The sequence below is a fragment of the Pantoea sp. SIMBA_079 genome, assembly GCF_046940275.1.
Lineage (GTDB): Bacteria > Pseudomonadota > Gammaproteobacteria > Enterobacterales > Enterobacteriaceae > Pantoea > Pantoea borealis.
The window spans coordinates 176,549-193,340 of the sequence record NZ_JAWRYR010000004.1; the positions used below are offsets into that span (position 1 = coordinate 176,549).

General features: G+C 54.1%; 16 protein-coding genes. 7 read left to right on the forward strand and 9 right to left on the reverse strand.

Features of this window, described 5'->3' with window-relative positions; genetic code table 11:
- Window positions 1-129 precede the first annotated feature (129 nt).
- From SB719_RS08230 to SB719_RS08245, 4 genes are all read right to left on the reverse strand, one after another.
- Window positions 130-396 (reverse strand): biofilm development regulator YmgB/AriR family protein, encoded by a 267-nt coding sequence (locus SB719_RS08230; protein ID WP_065650482.1) that lies wholly within the window; start codon window positions 394-396, stop codon window positions 130-132.
- A gap of 53 nt (window positions 397-449) precedes the next feature.
- Entirely contained in the window at window positions 450-737 is a 288-nt protein-coding gene (locus SB719_RS08235; RefSeq protein ID WP_065649530.1) for a hypothetical protein, read from the reverse strand.
- 156 nt (window positions 738-893) lie between these two features.
- On the reverse strand, window positions 894-1,139 hold the full coding sequence (gene ycgZ / locus SB719_RS08240) for a regulatory protein YcgZ (protein WP_065649531.1): 246 nt from the start codon (window positions 1,137-1,139) through the stop codon (window positions 894-896).
- Window positions 1,140-1,351: 212 nt separating this feature from the next.
- Entirely contained in the window at window positions 1,352-1,633 is a 282-nt protein-coding gene (locus SB719_RS08245) for a hypothetical protein (protein ID WP_065649532.1), read from the reverse strand.
- Between the two features lie 389 nt (window positions 1,634-2,022).
- Between SB719_RS08245 and SB719_RS08250 the strand changes: the two genes are divergently transcribed.
- The 4 genes from SB719_RS08250 (at window position 2,023) to dcuR (ending at window position 5,630) form a co-directional block, all read left to right on the forward strand.
- Window positions 2,023-2,538 (forward strand): CinA family protein, encoded by a 516-nt coding sequence (locus SB719_RS08250; protein ID WP_304232665.1) that lies wholly within the window; start codon window positions 2,023-2,025, stop codon window positions 2,536-2,538.
- Window positions 2,539-2,640: 102 nt separating this feature from the next.
- Window positions 2,641-3,177, forward strand: coding sequence for a peptide-methionine (S)-S-oxide reductase MsrA (msrA, locus tag SB719_RS08255; protein WP_065649534.1), 537 nt, complete (start codon window positions 2,641-2,643; stop codon window positions 3,175-3,177).
- 102 nt (window positions 3,178-3,279) lie between these two features.
- The gene (locus tag SB719_RS08260) at window positions 3,280-4,905 is read left to right on the forward strand and encodes a sensor histidine kinase (protein ID WP_304232661.1); all 1,626 of its coding nucleotides are present in this window, start codon (window positions 3,280-3,282) and stop codon (window positions 4,903-4,905) included.
- 5 nt (window positions 4,906-4,910) lie between these two features.
- Window positions 4,911-5,630, forward strand: coding sequence for a two-component system response regulator DcuR (dcuR, locus tag SB719_RS08265; RefSeq protein WP_065649536.1), 720 nt, complete (start codon window positions 4,911-4,913; stop codon window positions 5,628-5,630).
- Here the strand turns inward: dcuR and SB719_RS08270 are convergent.
- Window positions 5,624-6,589, reverse strand: coding sequence for an FAD:protein FMN transferase (locus SB719_RS08270; protein WP_304232656.1), 966 nt, complete (start codon window positions 6,587-6,589; stop codon window positions 5,624-5,626). The two genes, dcuR and SB719_RS08270, sit on opposite strands and share 7 nt — an antisense overlap.
- Before the next feature lie 48 nt (window positions 6,590-6,637).
- Window positions 6,638-9,418, reverse strand: coding sequence for a flavocytochrome c (locus SB719_RS08275; RefSeq protein WP_412159123.1), 2,781 nt, complete (start codon window positions 9,416-9,418; stop codon window positions 6,638-6,640).
- 589 nt (window positions 9,419-10,007) lie between these two features.
- Between SB719_RS08275 and SB719_RS08280 the strand changes: the two genes are divergently transcribed.
- Both SB719_RS08280 and fumA read left to right on the forward strand, forming a co-directional pair.
- Window positions 10,008-11,519, forward strand: a complete 1,512-nt coding sequence (locus SB719_RS08280; protein ID WP_065649540.1) for an anion permease — start codon at window positions 10,008-10,010, stop codon at window positions 11,517-11,519.
- 165 nt (window positions 11,520-11,684) lie between these two features.
- On the forward strand, window positions 11,685-13,328 hold the full coding sequence (gene fumA / locus SB719_RS08285; RefSeq protein ID WP_412159124.1) for a class I fumarate hydratase FumA: 1,644 nt from the start codon (window positions 11,685-11,687) through the stop codon (window positions 13,326-13,328).
- 74 nt (window positions 13,329-13,402) lie between these two features.
- Here the strand turns inward: fumA and SB719_RS08290 are convergent, their stop codons facing one another.
- Window positions 13,403-13,552 (reverse strand): hypothetical protein, encoded by a 150-nt coding sequence (locus SB719_RS08290; RefSeq protein WP_167350678.1) that lies wholly within the window; start codon window positions 13,550-13,552, stop codon window positions 13,403-13,405.
- Window positions 13,553-13,649: 97 nt separating this feature from the next.
- Window positions 13,650-15,170, reverse strand: coding sequence for an aldehyde dehydrogenase family protein (locus SB719_RS08295; protein ID WP_412159125.1), 1,521 nt, complete (start codon window positions 15,168-15,170; stop codon window positions 13,650-13,652).
- Window positions 15,171-15,417: 247 nt separating this feature from the next.
- On the opposite strand from SB719_RS08295, the gene SB719_RS08300 reads away from it, so the two are divergent.
- A complete protein-coding gene (locus SB719_RS08300) occupies window positions 15,418-15,981 on the forward strand; it encodes a class I SAM-dependent methyltransferase (protein WP_065649543.1) in 564 nt (187 codons plus the stop codon).
- On the opposite strand, the gene SB719_RS08305 is transcribed toward SB719_RS08300, so the two are convergent.
- Window positions 15,960-16,679 carry a glutamine amidotransferase gene (locus tag SB719_RS08305; RefSeq protein WP_314688210.1) on the reverse strand — a complete coding sequence of 240 codons (720 nt, stop codon included), beginning with the start codon at window positions 16,677-16,679 and terminating at the stop codon, window positions 15,960-15,962. The two genes, SB719_RS08300 and SB719_RS08305, sit on opposite strands and share 22 nt — an antisense overlap.
- Between the last annotated feature and the right edge of the window lie 113 nt (window positions 16,680-16,792).

The window sequence follows — 16,792 nt, forward strand, 5'->3', positions numbered from 1 at the left end:
TAGAATTTCCCTGGTTAGCTGTACATGCCTGCAACTCATGTACAGAAATAAGGGCTGTTTCTTACCGGCAGAAGCGGAGCGGAAGCACAGGAATAAAAGCTCTTCACAGTGGAAGAGCAGAAGGTGTGGTCATGCGTCGTCTGGCGTGTAGCCAACCACTATTTCCAGTGTACGACGTAAAATGTCAGCCTCAGCGCTGTCACTGGTCGACTCCAGCGCCATGATAAGGTAAAGGATAATCGACTTATTGGTTACCCGTCCCTCGGTAGCAAGGATGCTACGTATCACCCCATCCAGCACCCGGGACTCATCGTTTAATGTGTGGCCAGCATCGCGAAAATGCGCAGCCAGTTCATTGTCAGGCAGCACATTGTATAGGTTTTGAAAATCTGCCATTTTGCGTCTCAAGCTGTTGTTGATAAGGCCGTCGTATGCAATACCTGGCTGCATCAATGTTTACGGCTGTTGCCCGATGATCGTTCGTTACCGAACAGGGGGTGGACATTATCCTTTTCCGGTTCATTTCGTTGTTGCTGACCAAGAGAAATGCTGGAGCGGACCTCTTTCAGGGCCATGCTGATTGCTGTGCGATATTCTTCATCGGTAGCCTGCATCTGCATATTCTGTAGCTCTGCCATCAGTGCATGCGTATTGACAGGCCCGGCGCGCTGAAGCAGCGTCAGGGCAGCTTCACCGATGATTTCGTCTATACTCTTCTGGTGTTTGCTCATCTTCATAGTGAATCTCTGTTTGCCGCCGCTTCCAGAGGAAGCGCGACAGTAAAACAGCGCCACGCAATGCGTGGCGCGATACAGCTCGTCACAGGTTATACATGAGATCGTGCACTCTTCCTGTTTGCTTAGACTGAATATAACCTGAACGTAAATCTGGTATTAACTTTCCCGCTCAAAAAGCAATCCAATAAGCTGATGATAATGCTGCTCTTCTTCTGCTTCTGTTGCCAGCTCAAGGCGACGCAGTAGCTTAGTACAGATTGATTTGCGATTCAGGTTGCGGCCTTCACGCAGGATCTCCACAACAACCTGTCCCAGCGTTTCCTGCTGAGAAGGCAGCGATGCTTTACTGAAATAGTTGGCAATCGCCTCAACTGAGTTCGGAGCATATCCGTTCTGGCGCATAAGTGACTCCCGTAAATGTCAAAATTAACAATAAAAAGTGGAAATCTAACCTGTTGTACAGTATTTCCAAAAAAGTTGTACAGAGCATAATGAATGGGAGGGGCAGCTTTTTTTGCAAAAAGTGCTATCGTGGAGGGATTGAGATAACTTTACGCGCAATTTCAGACGGGTAATTGCTCATCGCCGCTACAGAGTGACGATGAGCAGGAAGCTTAATGACGGCGGGTGTCGTTACCAGAGCCGGTGACAGTGACGCTATCTGAACGCTGTAACATCTCTTTTAACGGCGAATCAGAGCGCCGATCGGCCTGTTCTGTCGAGCGATGATCCAACAGCCACTGCTGCGCCTCATGGATCTGACTATCACGTTCCGCATCTGTTTCGCGGCAAGCCATATGTTGCAGTTCAGCCGTGAGTGATGCCAGAGTGACATCTGCGCGTCGCATCATTAGCGCCCAGGCCGCTTCCCCAATAACCGGATACTCATTCTTCATGCTTTACCTCCTGAGAATGTGAGCTTACGCCAGGTTCTCACATTTCAGTATAGACCAGTACTGGCAAATTTCGTTCGCTTTGGCTACCCTCCTTAGCCGCTTTTTACAGTATGATATTTACTATTCTGCCGGCGCTATATTCATCGCCCTGCTCTTACTCCGCTGCGCTTATATTTCTGGTGATTTTCTTAGTAATGCTGACAGAAAACCTTATACCTGCTGTTTAATTCTGCATACCATTCAAACCAGGATTTATTAATACCCGGCGTTGCTGCGCTTATATTAATCAGATAAAAAATATTCACCATCTATAATAAGCATAATCAGGTAGCGCTTATTTAAGCGAAGCATGACTAACTGACCCTCAAATAATATATCGGGATACTTTTATGGATCGGGAATTAATCGAAACGGCAAATACTCTGGGCGCTATTCTGCTTGACCGAAAACTGACTGTCACCACCGCAGAATCCTGTACGTCAGGCTGGGTCGGATCGACCCTGGCCGCCGTCAGCGACAGCAGCCAGTTTTACAGCAGCGGCTTTATTACGTATACCAATCAGGCGAAACAACGGGTACTGAACGTAAGTGAAGAGACGCTGGCTCGTGATAGCGCGGTCAGTGAAGCCGCCGTACGTGAAATGGCTGCAGGCGCTAAAGCGCTTTCAGGCGACGATAGCAGCATTGCCGTTAGCGGTTATGCCGGGCCGGATGGCGGCGAGGATGGTACACCCGCCGGCACCGTCTGGTTTGCCTGGGGCCTGCCTGATGGCAGTATCCAGGCCTGTCGTCAGCATTTCTCCGGTGAAAGCGAAGAGGTTGTCCGGCAGGCAACAAAATACAGTATTGAGCAGCTGACGGCCCGACTCAACGCCCTGTTGAGCCAGTCCGCTCCGGACAGATAAATCCGCTCTGGCTGAACAGGCTGTGCGGTCTGCGATTATCGGGTTGAATTCCGCCCCGTTCGCCCGCACTCTTAAGGTTTCGACCTGACAGGAGTAAATGTAATGGCAACCGAATATGCGATCGTTGCGGGCGGCTGTTTCTGGTGTACTGAAGCCGTTTTTAAAGATGTAATAGGTGTTGAATCGGTTGAAAGTGGTTATACCGGTGGCCAGCGGCCTGATCCGACCTATGAGCAGGTATGCAGCGGGGCAACCGGTCATGCTGAAGCTATTCGTATCGGGTTTGATCCGCAGCAGGTAAGCTACGGCGATCTGCTGGATATCAGCTTTGCCACGCATGATCCTACCCAGCTTAACCGTCAGGGAAATGATATCGGCACACAGTACCGCTCAGCGATTTTCCCTGCTAATGCTGAACAGGAAGCAGAAGCGATCGCAGCCATTGCGCGCGCGCAGGAAGATCATGATGTACCGGTGGTCACGACCGTTGAACCGCTGAAAGCCTGGTATCCGGCTGAAGCCTATCATCAGGACTACTGGGAAGGTGCGGGTCAGCGCAACGGCTACTGCATGGCAGTGATCCCACCTAAACTGCAGAAGCTGCGTAAAAGCTTCGCCAGTCGTGTAAAAACCGCGTAAGTTCTCTATCAGGCCATTATTCAGAATGGCCTGTTAATTTTCCGTAACCCTGTCGCCATTATCCGTCATAATAGGTCCCCTTTCCGCTAAGTGAGCGCCACCATGACGCCTTCAGTCCCTGCCACGCCGATGCGCCGGCGGACAATGAAACTTAATACGCTGGTCACGCTGATGCTGAGCGCCGTCATTGTGCTGGTACTGTTCACCGTACATATGTTCTATTTCTTTCAGATTGGCGCCTCCACCCGATCCCAGCTGGAAGATAAAGCGATGGCGGTGGCCCGTACGCTGGCCACCTCGCCAGATGTTCAGCGAGCGCTGCTGTTATCCCCTGCGGATGCCCATTTACAACCCGTCGCGAAAGCGGTGGAGACCAGCAACAATCTGCTGTTTATTACTATCACCAACATGGCAGGCATACGCTATTCCCATCGTAATCCGGAACTGGTTGGCCAGCATTTCATCGGCAGTGATATCCAGCCCGCCCTGCGCGGTCAGGAAAATGTTTCCGTGAATCAGGGCTCACTGGTTCGGGCGCTGCGCGTTTTCACCCCGGTTTTCAACGCACAGCATCAGCAGATCGGGGTAGTCGCTATTGGGATTTCGCTGGATGCTGTCACCGATCAGATTAACCAGAGTCGCTGGATCATTCTGTGGACTATCCTGATCGGCGCGCTGGCGGGCGCGCTGGGAACGCTGATCCTGGTGCGTGTGCTGAAACGCATCCTGTTTGGGCTGGAGCCCTATGAGATTTCCACGCTGTTTGAGCAGCGACAGGCCATCCTTAATTCGGTAAAAGAGGGCGTGGTGGCGATGGACGATCGGCATGACGTGACGCTGATCAATCAGGCCGCCTGCCATCTGCTGAGCGATGCGGCACAGGCGCATTATGCGGCTGATGAAACCTGGCGCGTTGACACCGCCGCGGTCGAACCGCAGCTGCGCAGCGTGTTGCAGAGCGGTCGGGCGCGGCGTGATGAAGAGATTAACGTTAATGGCCGGCTGCTGCTGACCAATACCGTTCCGGTACGTACAGCGGAACGTATTATTGGCGCGGTCTGTACTTTCAGGGATAAAACGGAAATCAGCCAGCTGATGCAGCGCTTAAGCGGCATGGTAAACTACGTCGACGCCCTGCGAGAACGCTCGCACGAGTTTATGAACAAGCTGCATGTGATCCTTGGCCTGCTGCATATGAAAAATTATGCTCAGGTCGAAGCGTACATCCTGAAAACCGCCAATAACTATCAGACAGAGATCGGCTTTTTGCTGGACAAGATTAAATCGCCTGTGATTGCGGGGATCCTGTTAAGTAAAATCAATCGCGCCTCAGACTGCGGGCATCGGCTTACTATCAGCGACGCCAGCTATCTGCCAGACAGCGGCAGCGAAGCGCAGATGGCCGCGCTGATTACCGTCACTGGCAATCTGGTAGAGAATGCGCTTGATGCGCTGCGCGATCAGACCGAAGGAGAGATCCACCTGATGCTCCATTATCAAAACGGCTGGCTGACCTGCGAAGTGAGCGATGATGGGCCGGGCATTGATGCTGCGCATCTTGCGACCATTTTTGATAAAGGGTTCTCCACCAAAGGCGAGAACCGCGGGGTCGGACTGTTTCTGCTTAAGCAGCAGGTGGAAAGCCTTGGCGGCAGCGTCAGCGCAGAGTCTGAACCCGGCGTATTTACGCAATTTTTAGTCCAGCTTCCCTGGAATAAAGGAAATTAAACCGCATGATTAATGTATTAGTGGTTGACGATGATGCCATGGTTGCCGAACTCAACCGCAGTTTTATCGGTCAGGTGCCTGGTTTTCACTGCTGCGGCACTGCGGCAACGCTGCAGCAGGCGCGCGATTTTTTATTCAACAGCGACACGCCGATCGATCTGCTGCTGCTGGATATCTATATGCAGCAGGAGAATGGCCTGGATCTGCTGCCAGAGCTGCGTAAAGCGCAAAGCCCGACAGAAGTGATCATCATCTCCTCTGCGGCTGATGCCGAAAATATTAAAACCTCGCTGCACTACGGCGTGGTTGATTACCTTATCAAGCCGTTCCAGTTCCCGCGTTTTGAAGAGGCGCTGACCAGCTGGCAGCAGAAAAAATCGCTGATGGATAACCACCAGCACTATCAGCAGTCTGACGTTGACCTGCTGATCCACGGCAATCCGGCAACGCATCACGATAACAAGCGTCTGCCTAAAGGGCTGACGCCACAAACGCTGCGCACGCTCTGTCAGTGGATAGATGCGCATCCGGGACAGGAGTTTTCAACCGATGAACTGGCCGCAGAGGTTAATATTTCGCGCGTCTCCTGCCGCAAATATTTAATCTGGCTGGCGCAGATTAATATCCTGTTTACCAGCATTCATTACGGCGCCACCGGCCGCCCGGTCTATCGCTATCGTCTGCAGCCGGAATATCGCTCGCTGCTGCAGCAGTATTGTCAGTAGCGCAGGTTCCACGTCGTATCGGTGAGCTGAAACCTGTAGTGGCGCGGAGAAGAGCAGATGATCTGCCGATCGCGGGTAACAAAGATGGCGTCAATGTCGGACTGGCTGGCGAGCCAGTTCAGTCCCTGCTCTGTTCCCATGCCATACAGCAGCGTGGTATAGATGTCGCCATCCAGCGAGCGATCGCTAATGACCGTCACGCTTAACAGCTCGTTATCCAGCGGATAGCCGGTACGCGGATCAAAAATATGGTGCCAGCAGCGCCCCTGCTGTTCAAAGTAACGCTCATAGATCCCGGACGTGACGACTGACTTCTCCTGCACCGCTATTACGCCGAGCAAAGCGTTATCATCAGCGAAAGGCTTTTTCAGCCCAATATGCCACCCCTGCGGTTCATGCGGGGGCGAACCCAGCGTCTGCACGTTGCCGCCCAGATTGATTAACGCCTGTGTGATCCCCTGCTGACGCAGCCACTGCTGTACCCGATCGGCAATATAGCCTTTAGCAATGGCACCCAGATCAATCTCCATACTGCGCTGCGGCAGATAGACCGTCTGCGCTGCTGCGTCCAGCACGACCTGATGCGGGTTGGTGAGGGGTAAGAGTGCGGTAATGTCAGCGGCAGGCGGCACGCTATTACCCTGAAAACCAATTTTCCAGCGTTTAACGATGGGACCAATGGCGAAGTTGAACGCGCTATCCGGCAGCGTGCTGACCGTATGGGCTATCTGGATCAGGTTAAAAACCGTCGGGCTGACCGCCACTGGCTGCTCGCCGGCGGCATGGTTAATCGCCATCACTTCTGACTGCGCCCGGTTAACGGTAAAGATCGTCTCCAGCTGCGCAATCAGACGAAACACCTGCCGGGCAAGTCCGGGATTATTTTCAAAGAGTTTAAGCAGAACAGGCGATCCCATCTGAACTGCAGAATAGCTGTAGACACCTGCCTCATTAGCCATAATTGCCTCATCACTGCCGGTGCCCGTACACACGGACACCGGTACAGGTTAGTTACCTAAGGCGAGTTTAGCGGCGTTACGCCCCGCTTTAATCCCGAAGATGATGATATCCGCTACGGCATTCCCGCCGATGCGGTTGGCACCGTGAATACCGCCGACCACTTCTCCGGCAGCCCAGGCGCCGGTGATCACCTGATTCTGTGCATCCAGGACTGCCGTATCCGTGTTGATGGTCACGCCACCCATGGTGTGATGAACGCCAGGTGCCACGCGAATAGCGTAATAAGGCCCCTGATTAAGCGGATGGCGCAGCGCGGTTTTCCGGCCAAAATCTTCGTCATGCTGGTTAATTACGCACTCATTGTAGCGACCCAGCGTACTCTGCAGTGACTCCTGATCCATATTGAGCTTAACAGCCAGCTCGTGCGGCGAAGGTGCGCTGATGACAAACCCTTTGGCAATGTATTCGTCAGCCGCTTTGTTATTGCGCCGTACCTGCTCATCAAAGATGATCCAGGCGCTCTTCTCCGGCAGTGCAATAATCTCCGCAGAGACTTTATCGCGCGTTTCCATTTCGTTATAGAAACGCTTGCCCGCCTGACTCACCAGAATCGCCCCGCCGCCGCGCATCGCTTCTGAAATCAGGTAGGAGGTCGTCTGTTCAACCGTGGGATGGATCTGAATTTCACCCATATCAACCGTACCGGCACCAATATGCTGCAGCATGGCGATACCGCTTCCGGTGGCGCCGGCGTGGTTGGTCGTAACAAAACCATCCAGCTCCGGCCGGTATTTCACCACCATTTCCCGATTGGCGCTGAAGCCGCCGGTCGCAACAATCACACTTTTTGCGTTGAGAATGCGGCTGTCGTTATATTCATCCACGACTTTAACCCCGGTAACCACGCCGTTTTCACACAGGATTTCAGCAACCGAGGTTTCGAGCAGTACCTCAATGTTGCGCTGATTCACGTTTTTCACCAGCCCGCTGATCAGAAAGCCCCCTACCGCCGAGCGATCTTCCGGCCGATGGGTGCGGTCAATGCTCATCCCGCCCGTGATGGTGATATCGCTGAGCTCTATCTGCTTCGCGGCCAGCCACTCAATCGCTTCGGGCGCGTGTTCGACAAACTCATGCAGCAGTTGCGGATTGTTTTTACCTTTACCGCCTTTCAGCGTCTCTCCATAAAACAGCGCCTTGCTGTCCTCAATACCTTTTAACTTCTGATAGCGCGTCTCAGCAGCGTTCATCCCCACTGACGCTTTAATGGTATTTCCGCCAATCGTGGGCATTTTCTCGATCAGCACCACGCGTGCGCCATCGTCATGCGCCTGAATAGCAGCAGCGAGACCGGCACCGCCGGTACCAATTACCACCACATCGTAATTGACCGGTGCATTCGGGTTGCCCCCTTCCTCAATCACATACTCTTTGCTGGAGGTCGCCAGCGCACGCGACACCGCTTTTTTCAGCGCCTCGCTTTGCGTAGTGGCCCCGGTAACCGCATCCACGTGCGGACTGTTTGCAACCAGAATGCGCTCGCGCAGGCTGTCAAACGTGCTGGTGAAGTCAACATCCAGCGCCGGATCCGGCACCAGTTCAATGTCAGTGATACGATCGGTATCCAGCGTGACGTTGATTTTCAGCTTCAGCGCTTCCGCCTCTACCTTCGCCTGATACACCCCGGCTTTATATTTACGATGGCCGTCGCTGACGTCGCGGATCATGGCGTCCACCAGCGAGAAGCGCCAGAGCGGTTCCGGAATTGTCAGCGCCTCACGTTTGGTGCTGTCGATGTAGAGTTCAAGGTGTTCATTATTAATAATGCGATCGGCCCAGTTGGGCCAGGCGATACAGGCTTTCCCGACGGCAACCAGATCGAAGCCCGATTCCAGCGCCAGCTCGGCATCCTCTTTATTCACCACGCCGCCGACGCCAATAACCGGAATGCGCGCCAGCTGAGCCGAGCGCTGCGCAATATATTTGGTAATCAGCGGCGTAGGGTCGCTGGTGTCGACAATGGAAGGACGCAGCAGCTGACCAACGGAGAAGTGCACGTAATCAAGGCCACGCGCGGCCAGTTTCTCCAGCAGATAAAGTGTGTCATCCCAGCGGATACCGGGCACCTCAATCTCTTCCGGTGAAAAGCGATAGCCGATAATAAAGTCTGCAGCAGCAAAGCGATCGGCCATCTGATGCGCGATCTCAAGGACTTCCAGCGGAAAGCGCGCCCGGTTATCGCGACTGCCGCCCCATTTGTCATCGCGCTGGTTAGAGTTGGGCGAATAGAACTGCTGGATAAGATAGGTATTGGCGCCGTGAATCTCCACGCCATCAAAACCCGCTTTAATGGCGCGGTTCACCGCATCACCAAATTTTTTGATCATGACATCGACTTCATCCGCGGTCAGCGCCCGGGGCGTGGTGGCCCCTTCGCGCGGCGCGGCGATGGCGCTGGGTGCGACAGGCGTTTTCCCGCCAATCAGCGCCGGCTCAACCATACGACCACCGTGGTAAATCTGCAGGATAGCTTTTGAACCCTGAGATTTGATCGCGTGCGCTATTCTGGCCAGGCCTGGGATTTTGTTATCACTATCAATAGCGATGGCACCAGGAAATGCCGGACCACGATTATCGATAAACGCACACTCTACAATAACGGTGCCGATTGTGCCGGCACGTACCCGGTAGTACTCAACCAGATCGCTGGTGACGCCACCGTCGTAATAGCCGGTACAGGTTGTCATGGGTGCCATTACCAGACGATTTTTCAGCACGGCACCTTTCGGCAAGGTAAGGGGTTTTAACAGCGGGGTAAGCGTGTTCATGATAAGTGACTCCGAAAATCAAAAATGAAATTCAATTCCTGGCAGTGCGACCCGTTTAATAATTAAAGTGGTCCGACTTCATGCTGTAAATATAACATTTAATTTAGTTACATAACTTAAATTATTAGTTTTAAAAATTAAAAGTGAAAGAAGCGAAGTTTCAAAAAGAAGGCGCTAAATGCGTCATGCTAAGTTTCGTTCAAAAGTTGATTAAAATCAAAGATAATCTAAATAGCTTTAATAAATCATATTTTTCAGTAAGTTAAAAACCACACCCTGCCCGAAACCCTGAGAAAATCTTGCCAAATCCTGCTCAGCGCCTTTTCTCTTGTCTTGAAAAATCTGTCATAACACTCTGAAAGAAGCGCAGATAAAAATAAGCAAAATATTTTATTGATCTGGATCAAAATAGATATTTTAATTAATCGCATCATAGCGGCATAAATTAGATAATTCGCGAAACAAAATTGCTTTCTTTCTTTAGCAAAAGCGTCATGGAATTCCTGTACTGATGCCGCCATCAGGATCGCCCGGATAAAACGGCCGTCAGTACTGATATCGCATTCTTCTCAACGTGCAGACAAAAACTATGAAACTTTCAACGCAATCGCATGACCCTGCTAAAGCGCCGCCTGCGGCGCCGGGTAAAAAAAATCGCCTGCTGATGCTCTGCCTGCCGGTGCTGGTTTCACTCCTGCTGCTGCTGGTGCCTGCACCTGCCGGACTGGAGCCTTACGCCTGGCACTTTTTTGCTATCTTTGTCGGCGTGATTGTTGGTCTGATTTTTGAGCCATTGCCGGGCGCGGTGATAGGGCTGACCGGCGTGGTGGTCATCGCGCTATTTAGCCAGTGGGTGCTGTTTAGCCCGGCAGAGCTGGCCGACCCGGCATTTAAAACGGCAGCGCAGTCGTTCAAATGGGCAGTCAGCGGCTTTGGAAACTCTACGGTCTGGCTGATTTTTGGCGCCTTTATGTTTGCAGCCGGCTACGATAAAACGCAGTTTGGCCGCCGGCTGGCGCTGATTCTGGTGAAATATCTGGGTCGCCGCAGCCTGACGCTGGGCTACGCCATTACGTTCGCTGACCTGCTGCTGGCTCCGTTTACGCCGTCTAACACCGCACGCAGCGGCGGGACCATCTATCCGATTATTGCCAACCTGCCGCCGCTCTATGGCTCTAAGCCCAATGACCCCAGCGCCCGCAAAATCGGCTCTTATCTGATGTGGGTTGCTATTACCGCAGCCTGTATCACCAGCTCGATGTTTCTCTCCGCGCTGGCCCCTAACCTGCTCGCTCTGGCCCTGGTTAAAAGCGTTACTGGCTTCGATATCAGCTGGGGTATGTGGTTCCTCGCTTTCCTGCCGCTGGGGATCCTGCTGATTCTCACCATGCCACTGCTGGCTTACTGGCTCTATCCGCCGGAAGTCAAAGTAAACGACGAGGTACCGCGCTGGGCTACCGCCGAGCTGGAAAAACTGGGCCGCCTGTCACGCAATGAGATCCTGCTGCTGCTGTTTGTCGTCGCGGCCCTGATGATGTGGATTTTCGCAACCGCCTGGATAGAACCGGCCATGGCCGCGCTGCTGGTGATTGTGCTGATGCTCTGGACAGGCGTACTCAACTGGAACGATATCACCAGCAATAAAGCCGCATGGAATACCTTTGCGTGGTTTGCCACACTGGTTGCGCTGGCGGATGGCCTGGCACGTGTCGGCTTTATTGCCTGGCTGGGCAAAGAGGGTGCGGTGCTGCTGCAGGGTTACGATCCTCAGGTCTCCGCGGTGGTGCTGCTGGTTGCCTTTTATCTGCTGCACTATCTGTTTGCCAGCACCACAGCGCATACCACCGCCCTGCTGCCTGCCATGCTGACCATCGCCGCCTCAATCCCGGGCATCAATATGCCGGTGTTCTGTCTGATGATGTGTACCTCGCTGGGCGTGATGGGCATCATTACTCCTTATGGCACCGGTCCAAGCCCTATCTATTACGGCAGCGGCTATCTGCCGACGAAAGATTACTGGCGCCTTGGCACCATCTTCGGCGCCCTGTTCCTGGTGGCGCTGATGGTTATCGCTTACCCCTGGATGGTAATGATGTTCTGATGATGTTGCCTTGATGTTAAAAAACGCAGCCGCGTCAGCCTGTTTCAGTGTTACTATGCTCGCCAGTCAGCTCCTGTTACGGGCTGGCGAGAGAAAATTGCACTACAGATCGCCTAATTTGCCGCCCGCCGCGCAGGCGGGCAACACGAAGCTAAGTGAGCCAACATGTCGAACAAACCCTTCTATTACCAGAATCCCTTTCCTCTCGCCAAAGATGATACTGAATATTACCTGCTGAGCCGCGAGCACGTTTCGGTTGCCAGTTTTGAGGGCGAAGAGGTGCTGAAGGTTGCGCCGGAAGCACTGACGCTGCTGGCACAGCAGGCGTTTCATGACGCCTCTTTTATGCTGCGCGCCTCACACCAGCAGCAGGTTGCCGCCATCCTTGCGGATGATGAAGCGAGTCAGAATGATAAATATGTCGCGCTGCAGTTTCTGCGTAACTCAGAAATTGCCGCCAAGGGCGTATTACCGACCTGCCAGGATACCGGCACCGCCATTATCATGGGTAAAAAAGGCCAGCGTGTCTGGACCGGCGGCGGCGATGAAGCGGCGCTGTCGCAGGGTGTCTATAACACTTATATCGAAGATAACCTGCGCTATTCGCAGAACGCCCCGCTGGATATGTATAAAGAGGTTAATACCGGCACTAACCTGCCGGCTCAGATCGATCTCTATAGCGTGGATGGCGATGAGTATAAGTTTCTCTGCATCGCTAAAGGCGGCGGTTCAGCGAATAAGACTTACCTCTATCAGGAAACCAAGGCGTTAATCACGCCGGCAAAATTAAAAAACTATCTGATTGATAAGATGATGTCGCTCGGCACCGCTGCCTGCCCGCCCTACCATATTGCGTTTGTCATCGGCGGCACCTCTGCAGAAAGCACGCTGAAAACGGTTAAGCTCGCCTCAACGCACTACTATGACTCACTGCCAACCGAAGGCAATGAGCACGGGCAGGCGTTTCGCGATACGGAACTGGAGCAGGAACTGCTGGAAGCGTCGCAGAAGCTCGGCCTTGGCGCGCAGTTTGGCGGTAAGTACTTTGCCCACGATATTCGCGTGGTCAGGCTGCCGCGTCACGGTGCCTCCTGTCCGGTAGGCATGGGCGTCTCCTGTTCTGCTGACCGTAACATCAAAGCTAAAATCAACCGTGATGGCATCTGGATTGAGAAGCTGGAAGATAATCCGGGCCGCTATATTCCGGAAGCGCTGCGCCAGCAGGGCGAAAGCGAGGTCGTCCAGGTCGATCTTAATCGCCCGATGCAGGATATTCTGGCGCAGCTCTCCGCTTATCCGGTGGCAACCCGCCTGTCGCTGAACGGCACCATTATTGTGGCGCGCGACATTGCTCATGCCAAACTGAAAGAGCGTATTGATAATGGCGAAGGGCTGCCACAGTACATTAAAGATCATCCGGTCTACTATGCCGGTCCGGCAAAAACGCCGGAAGGGCATGCGTCGGGTTCACTGGGTCCGACCACTGCGGGTCGTATGGACTCTTATGTCGATCTGCTGCAGTCGCACGGCGGCAGCATGGTAATGCTGGCTAAAGGTAACCGCAGCAAACAGGTCACTGACGCCTGCCATAAGCATGGCGGCTTTTATCTGGGCAGTATTGGCGGTCCGGCTGCGGTACTGGCGCAGCAGAGCATCAGAAGCCTTGAGTGCGTGGAGTATGCTGAACTGGGGATGGAAGCGATCTGGAAGATTGAAGTGGAAGATTTCCCGGCGTTTATTCTGGTGGATGACAAGGGTAACGACTTCTTCCAGCAGATCCACAATCAGTGCTCTGCCTGCGTAAAATAGCGCGCTGAAGCAGACCCTGTAAAAAATCCGCGGCGATATGCTGCGGATTTTTTTATTTTACAGAGAGTTGTTTGTTACGCGCGCAGCGGCATTTCCCGCGCGGCTTCGCGCTCGGTGCCATACTGTGACGCATCATAAGCGGGCAGATTGACGCTGATAATGTCCTGTTCGACCGCATCCAGCACCTCATCGTGCTGCTCCATAAAGTCATATCCTGCGTTCATGATCTCTCCTTTGCGCAGAGGCGTTTCTCATATCCTGCCCTGCAAAGATGACAGGTTTATGAAAATATAGCCTCTGCAGCGACTGCCGGCACGAAAATCAGAAGAACCCGAGCGGCTCCGTGCTGTAGCTCACCAGCAGATTTTTGGTTTGCTGATAGTGATCCAGCATCATTTTATGCGTCTCCCGCCCGATGCCCGATTTCTTATAGCCGCCAAATGCCGCATGAGCCGGATAGAGGTGGTAGCAGTTAGTCCAGACGCGTCCGGCTTTAATTGCCCTTCCCATGCGGTAAGCGCGGTTGATATCACGCGTCCAGACGCCAGCGCCAAGTCCGTAAATCGAGTCATTAGCAATGGCCAGCGCCTCTGCTTCATCTTTGAAGGTCAGTATGCCTACCACCGGCCCGAAAATTTCTTCCTGAAATACGCGCATGCTGTTATTGCCTTTCAGCAGCGTTGGCTGAATGTAGTAGCCGCCGCTCAAGGCTTCACCAATCTGCTCAACGTTACCGCCGTGCAGCACTTCTGCCCCCTCCTGCTGTGCAATCTCAAGGTAAGAGAGGATCTTATCAAACTGCTGCTGCGATGCCTGGGCACCAATCATGGTTTCCGTATCCAGCGGATCGCCGCGTTTAATGGTTTTGATGCGCTTCATAACGGCCGCCATGAAGGGTTCAAAGATCGATTCCTGCACCAGCGCGCGCGACGGACAGGTACAGACTTCGCCCTGGTTCAGGAAGCCAAGCACAACGCCCTCCGCCGCTTTTTCAATAAAGCTCTCCTCCGCCTGCATGATATCTTCGAAAAAGATATTCGGCGATTTCCCGCCCAGCTCCACCGTCGACGGGATCAGGCTTTTTGCTGCCAGCTCCAGAATATGGCCGCCGGTCGCTGTTGAGCCGGTAAAGGCAATTTTGGCAATGCCCGGATGTGATGCCAGCGCTTCGCCCGCCTCTTTGCCATAGCCGTGCACCACGTTAATGACGCCTGGCGGGACCAGGTCTTTAATCAACTCAACAAACAGCGTGATGGAAAGCGGGGTCTGCTCGGCGGGTTTCAGCACCACACAGTTACCTGCGCCCAGCGCCGGCGCCAGCTTCCAGGCCGCCATCAACAGCGGGAAGTTCCAGGGAATGATCTGTCCCACTACGCCCAGCGGTTCATGAAAGTGATAGGCGGCCGTAAATTCATCAATCTCGGCGGCGCTGCCCTCCTGCGCCCGGACACAGCCGGCAAAATAGCGAAAATGATCTACCGCCAGTGGCAGGTCAGCGGCCAGCGTTTCGCGTACCGGCTTGCCGTTATCCCAGGTTTCGTTGACGGCAATATATTCCAGGTTCTGCTCAAGGCGATCGGCAATTTTCAGCAGCACCAGGGAGCGCGCCTGTGGCGAGGTCTTGCCCCACTGCTCTGCCGCCGCCTGAGCCGCCGCGACCGCGTTATCAATATCTGCCCGGTCGGAACGCGGAAATTCGCCAATTGCACTGCCGTTAACCGGTGAGGTGTTGGTAAAATAGTGACCGTTGACCGGCGCGGCAAACTCGCCGTTGATAAAGTTGCCATACTGCGATTGCAGAGTGATCAGAGAACCCTGTTCTCCCGGAGCAGCGTAACGCATGATATTTCCCCTTACAGAGCGAATGAAATTTAACAACTTTTAAACCGTTAATTAACATTGCGCGATCGTGTCCAGCCTGTCAGGTATACAGGCAGGAAACTGTGAGCGGACGCGGGAAATGGTGTGATGGCAATGCACGATCGCACAGGCCGGAAAAGTCTGAGTTTGGCTTTTCTGCAGCGCAAAAGCGAAACCTGAACGTGATATGTGGTCAATACCCTGCAGACCACAGATTCAGGAGAGAAAGATGCTGGCTTCAGCCCTAACGGCAATGCGGTCCAAAGCAAACTTTGTGCAGCAGTTTATTCGCGATCCGCGCAGAATCGGCAGCGTTACCCCGTCATCAGCGGCACTATGTCGCTGTATGTGTAATGCAGTAGCGTGGGAAAAGAGCCTGCGCGTAGCTGAACTGGGCGCCGGTGATGGCGTGCTGACGCGCCATGTGCTGTCGCATATGGTACCGGCCGCGCAGCTTGACGTGTTTGAAATCAATCCGCAGCTGGCAGCAGAACTCCGTCAGTGGCACGATCCGCGCATGCGGGTTCAGGCACACTCAGCGGAGCTGCTGCAGGGGGAATACGACGCCATTTTTTCCGGCCTGCCGCTGCTGTCGCTGCCTGCAGCTACCCGTCATGCCATCCTGAGCGCGGTGCATAATGCACTGGCTCCCGGCGGGGTATTTGTCCAGTTTCAGTACACCTCGCTCACCCGGCACGATCTGTCGCGCTATTTTGTCTGGCAGCGGCAGCGCGTGCTGAAAAATATGCCGCCCGCCTGGGTCTATCGCTGTCAGCGCTGCGACGTTTCCTGAGCCTGATCCTGAAGCCGTACCTGCTGCCAGAAGCGATGCAGCAGCGTACGTGCCCAGTCAGTATCACCCATTACCGCGCTATCTGGCTCTACGCCAGCCGGTGTACACGCCGTCATGATCTCGCGACTGAACTCCGGGTGAAACTGAACAGAAAATGCCTGCGGTGAATAGCGTAATACCTGACAATCATCCTGCGCTGAGCAGGCCAGAATAGTGGCCTGTGGCGGCGGTGCCAGTACCGACTGACGGTGCGACAGCCACGCGGAAAAGTGCGCCGGTAACCCGTCCAGCCAGGGATCAGAAGCCGTGCGCGTGACGGTCTGCAGTCCGCGCTCCCAGCCGCGAGGATTATCGCCGACCTCACCCCCCAGCGCATAGGCCATCAGCTGATGACCATAGCAGACGCCAAGCAGCGGCAGCTGCGCCTCCATTGCGCCGCGTATCCAGGCCGCAGTGCGCTCACTCCAGCCGGCGTGGTCAGTGACCATCGCCCATGAGCCGCTGAGTATAGCGCCGCCAATCTCCTGCCAGCCCGGCAGCGCCTCACCGCGGTGCGGGCGCACAATAATATAGTCGTCCGGCTGCAGCTGCAGCGCATCAATAAACCACGCAGGCTGTTCGCCAGTTTTTGCCACCACATGCGGGGGCGGGACTTCAAGCTGTATTAACGCCAGGGGTAAAGCATAACGCTCCGTCATCGCCGGCAGGCTCCTCTGCTGCGTTCACTGTGAAGCGTTACTGTGACAGTAAATGCCCGCCCTGTCTTATGTTTTTCCGCACCATGCTTATGCAAAGCGGAGGGCCGGAACAA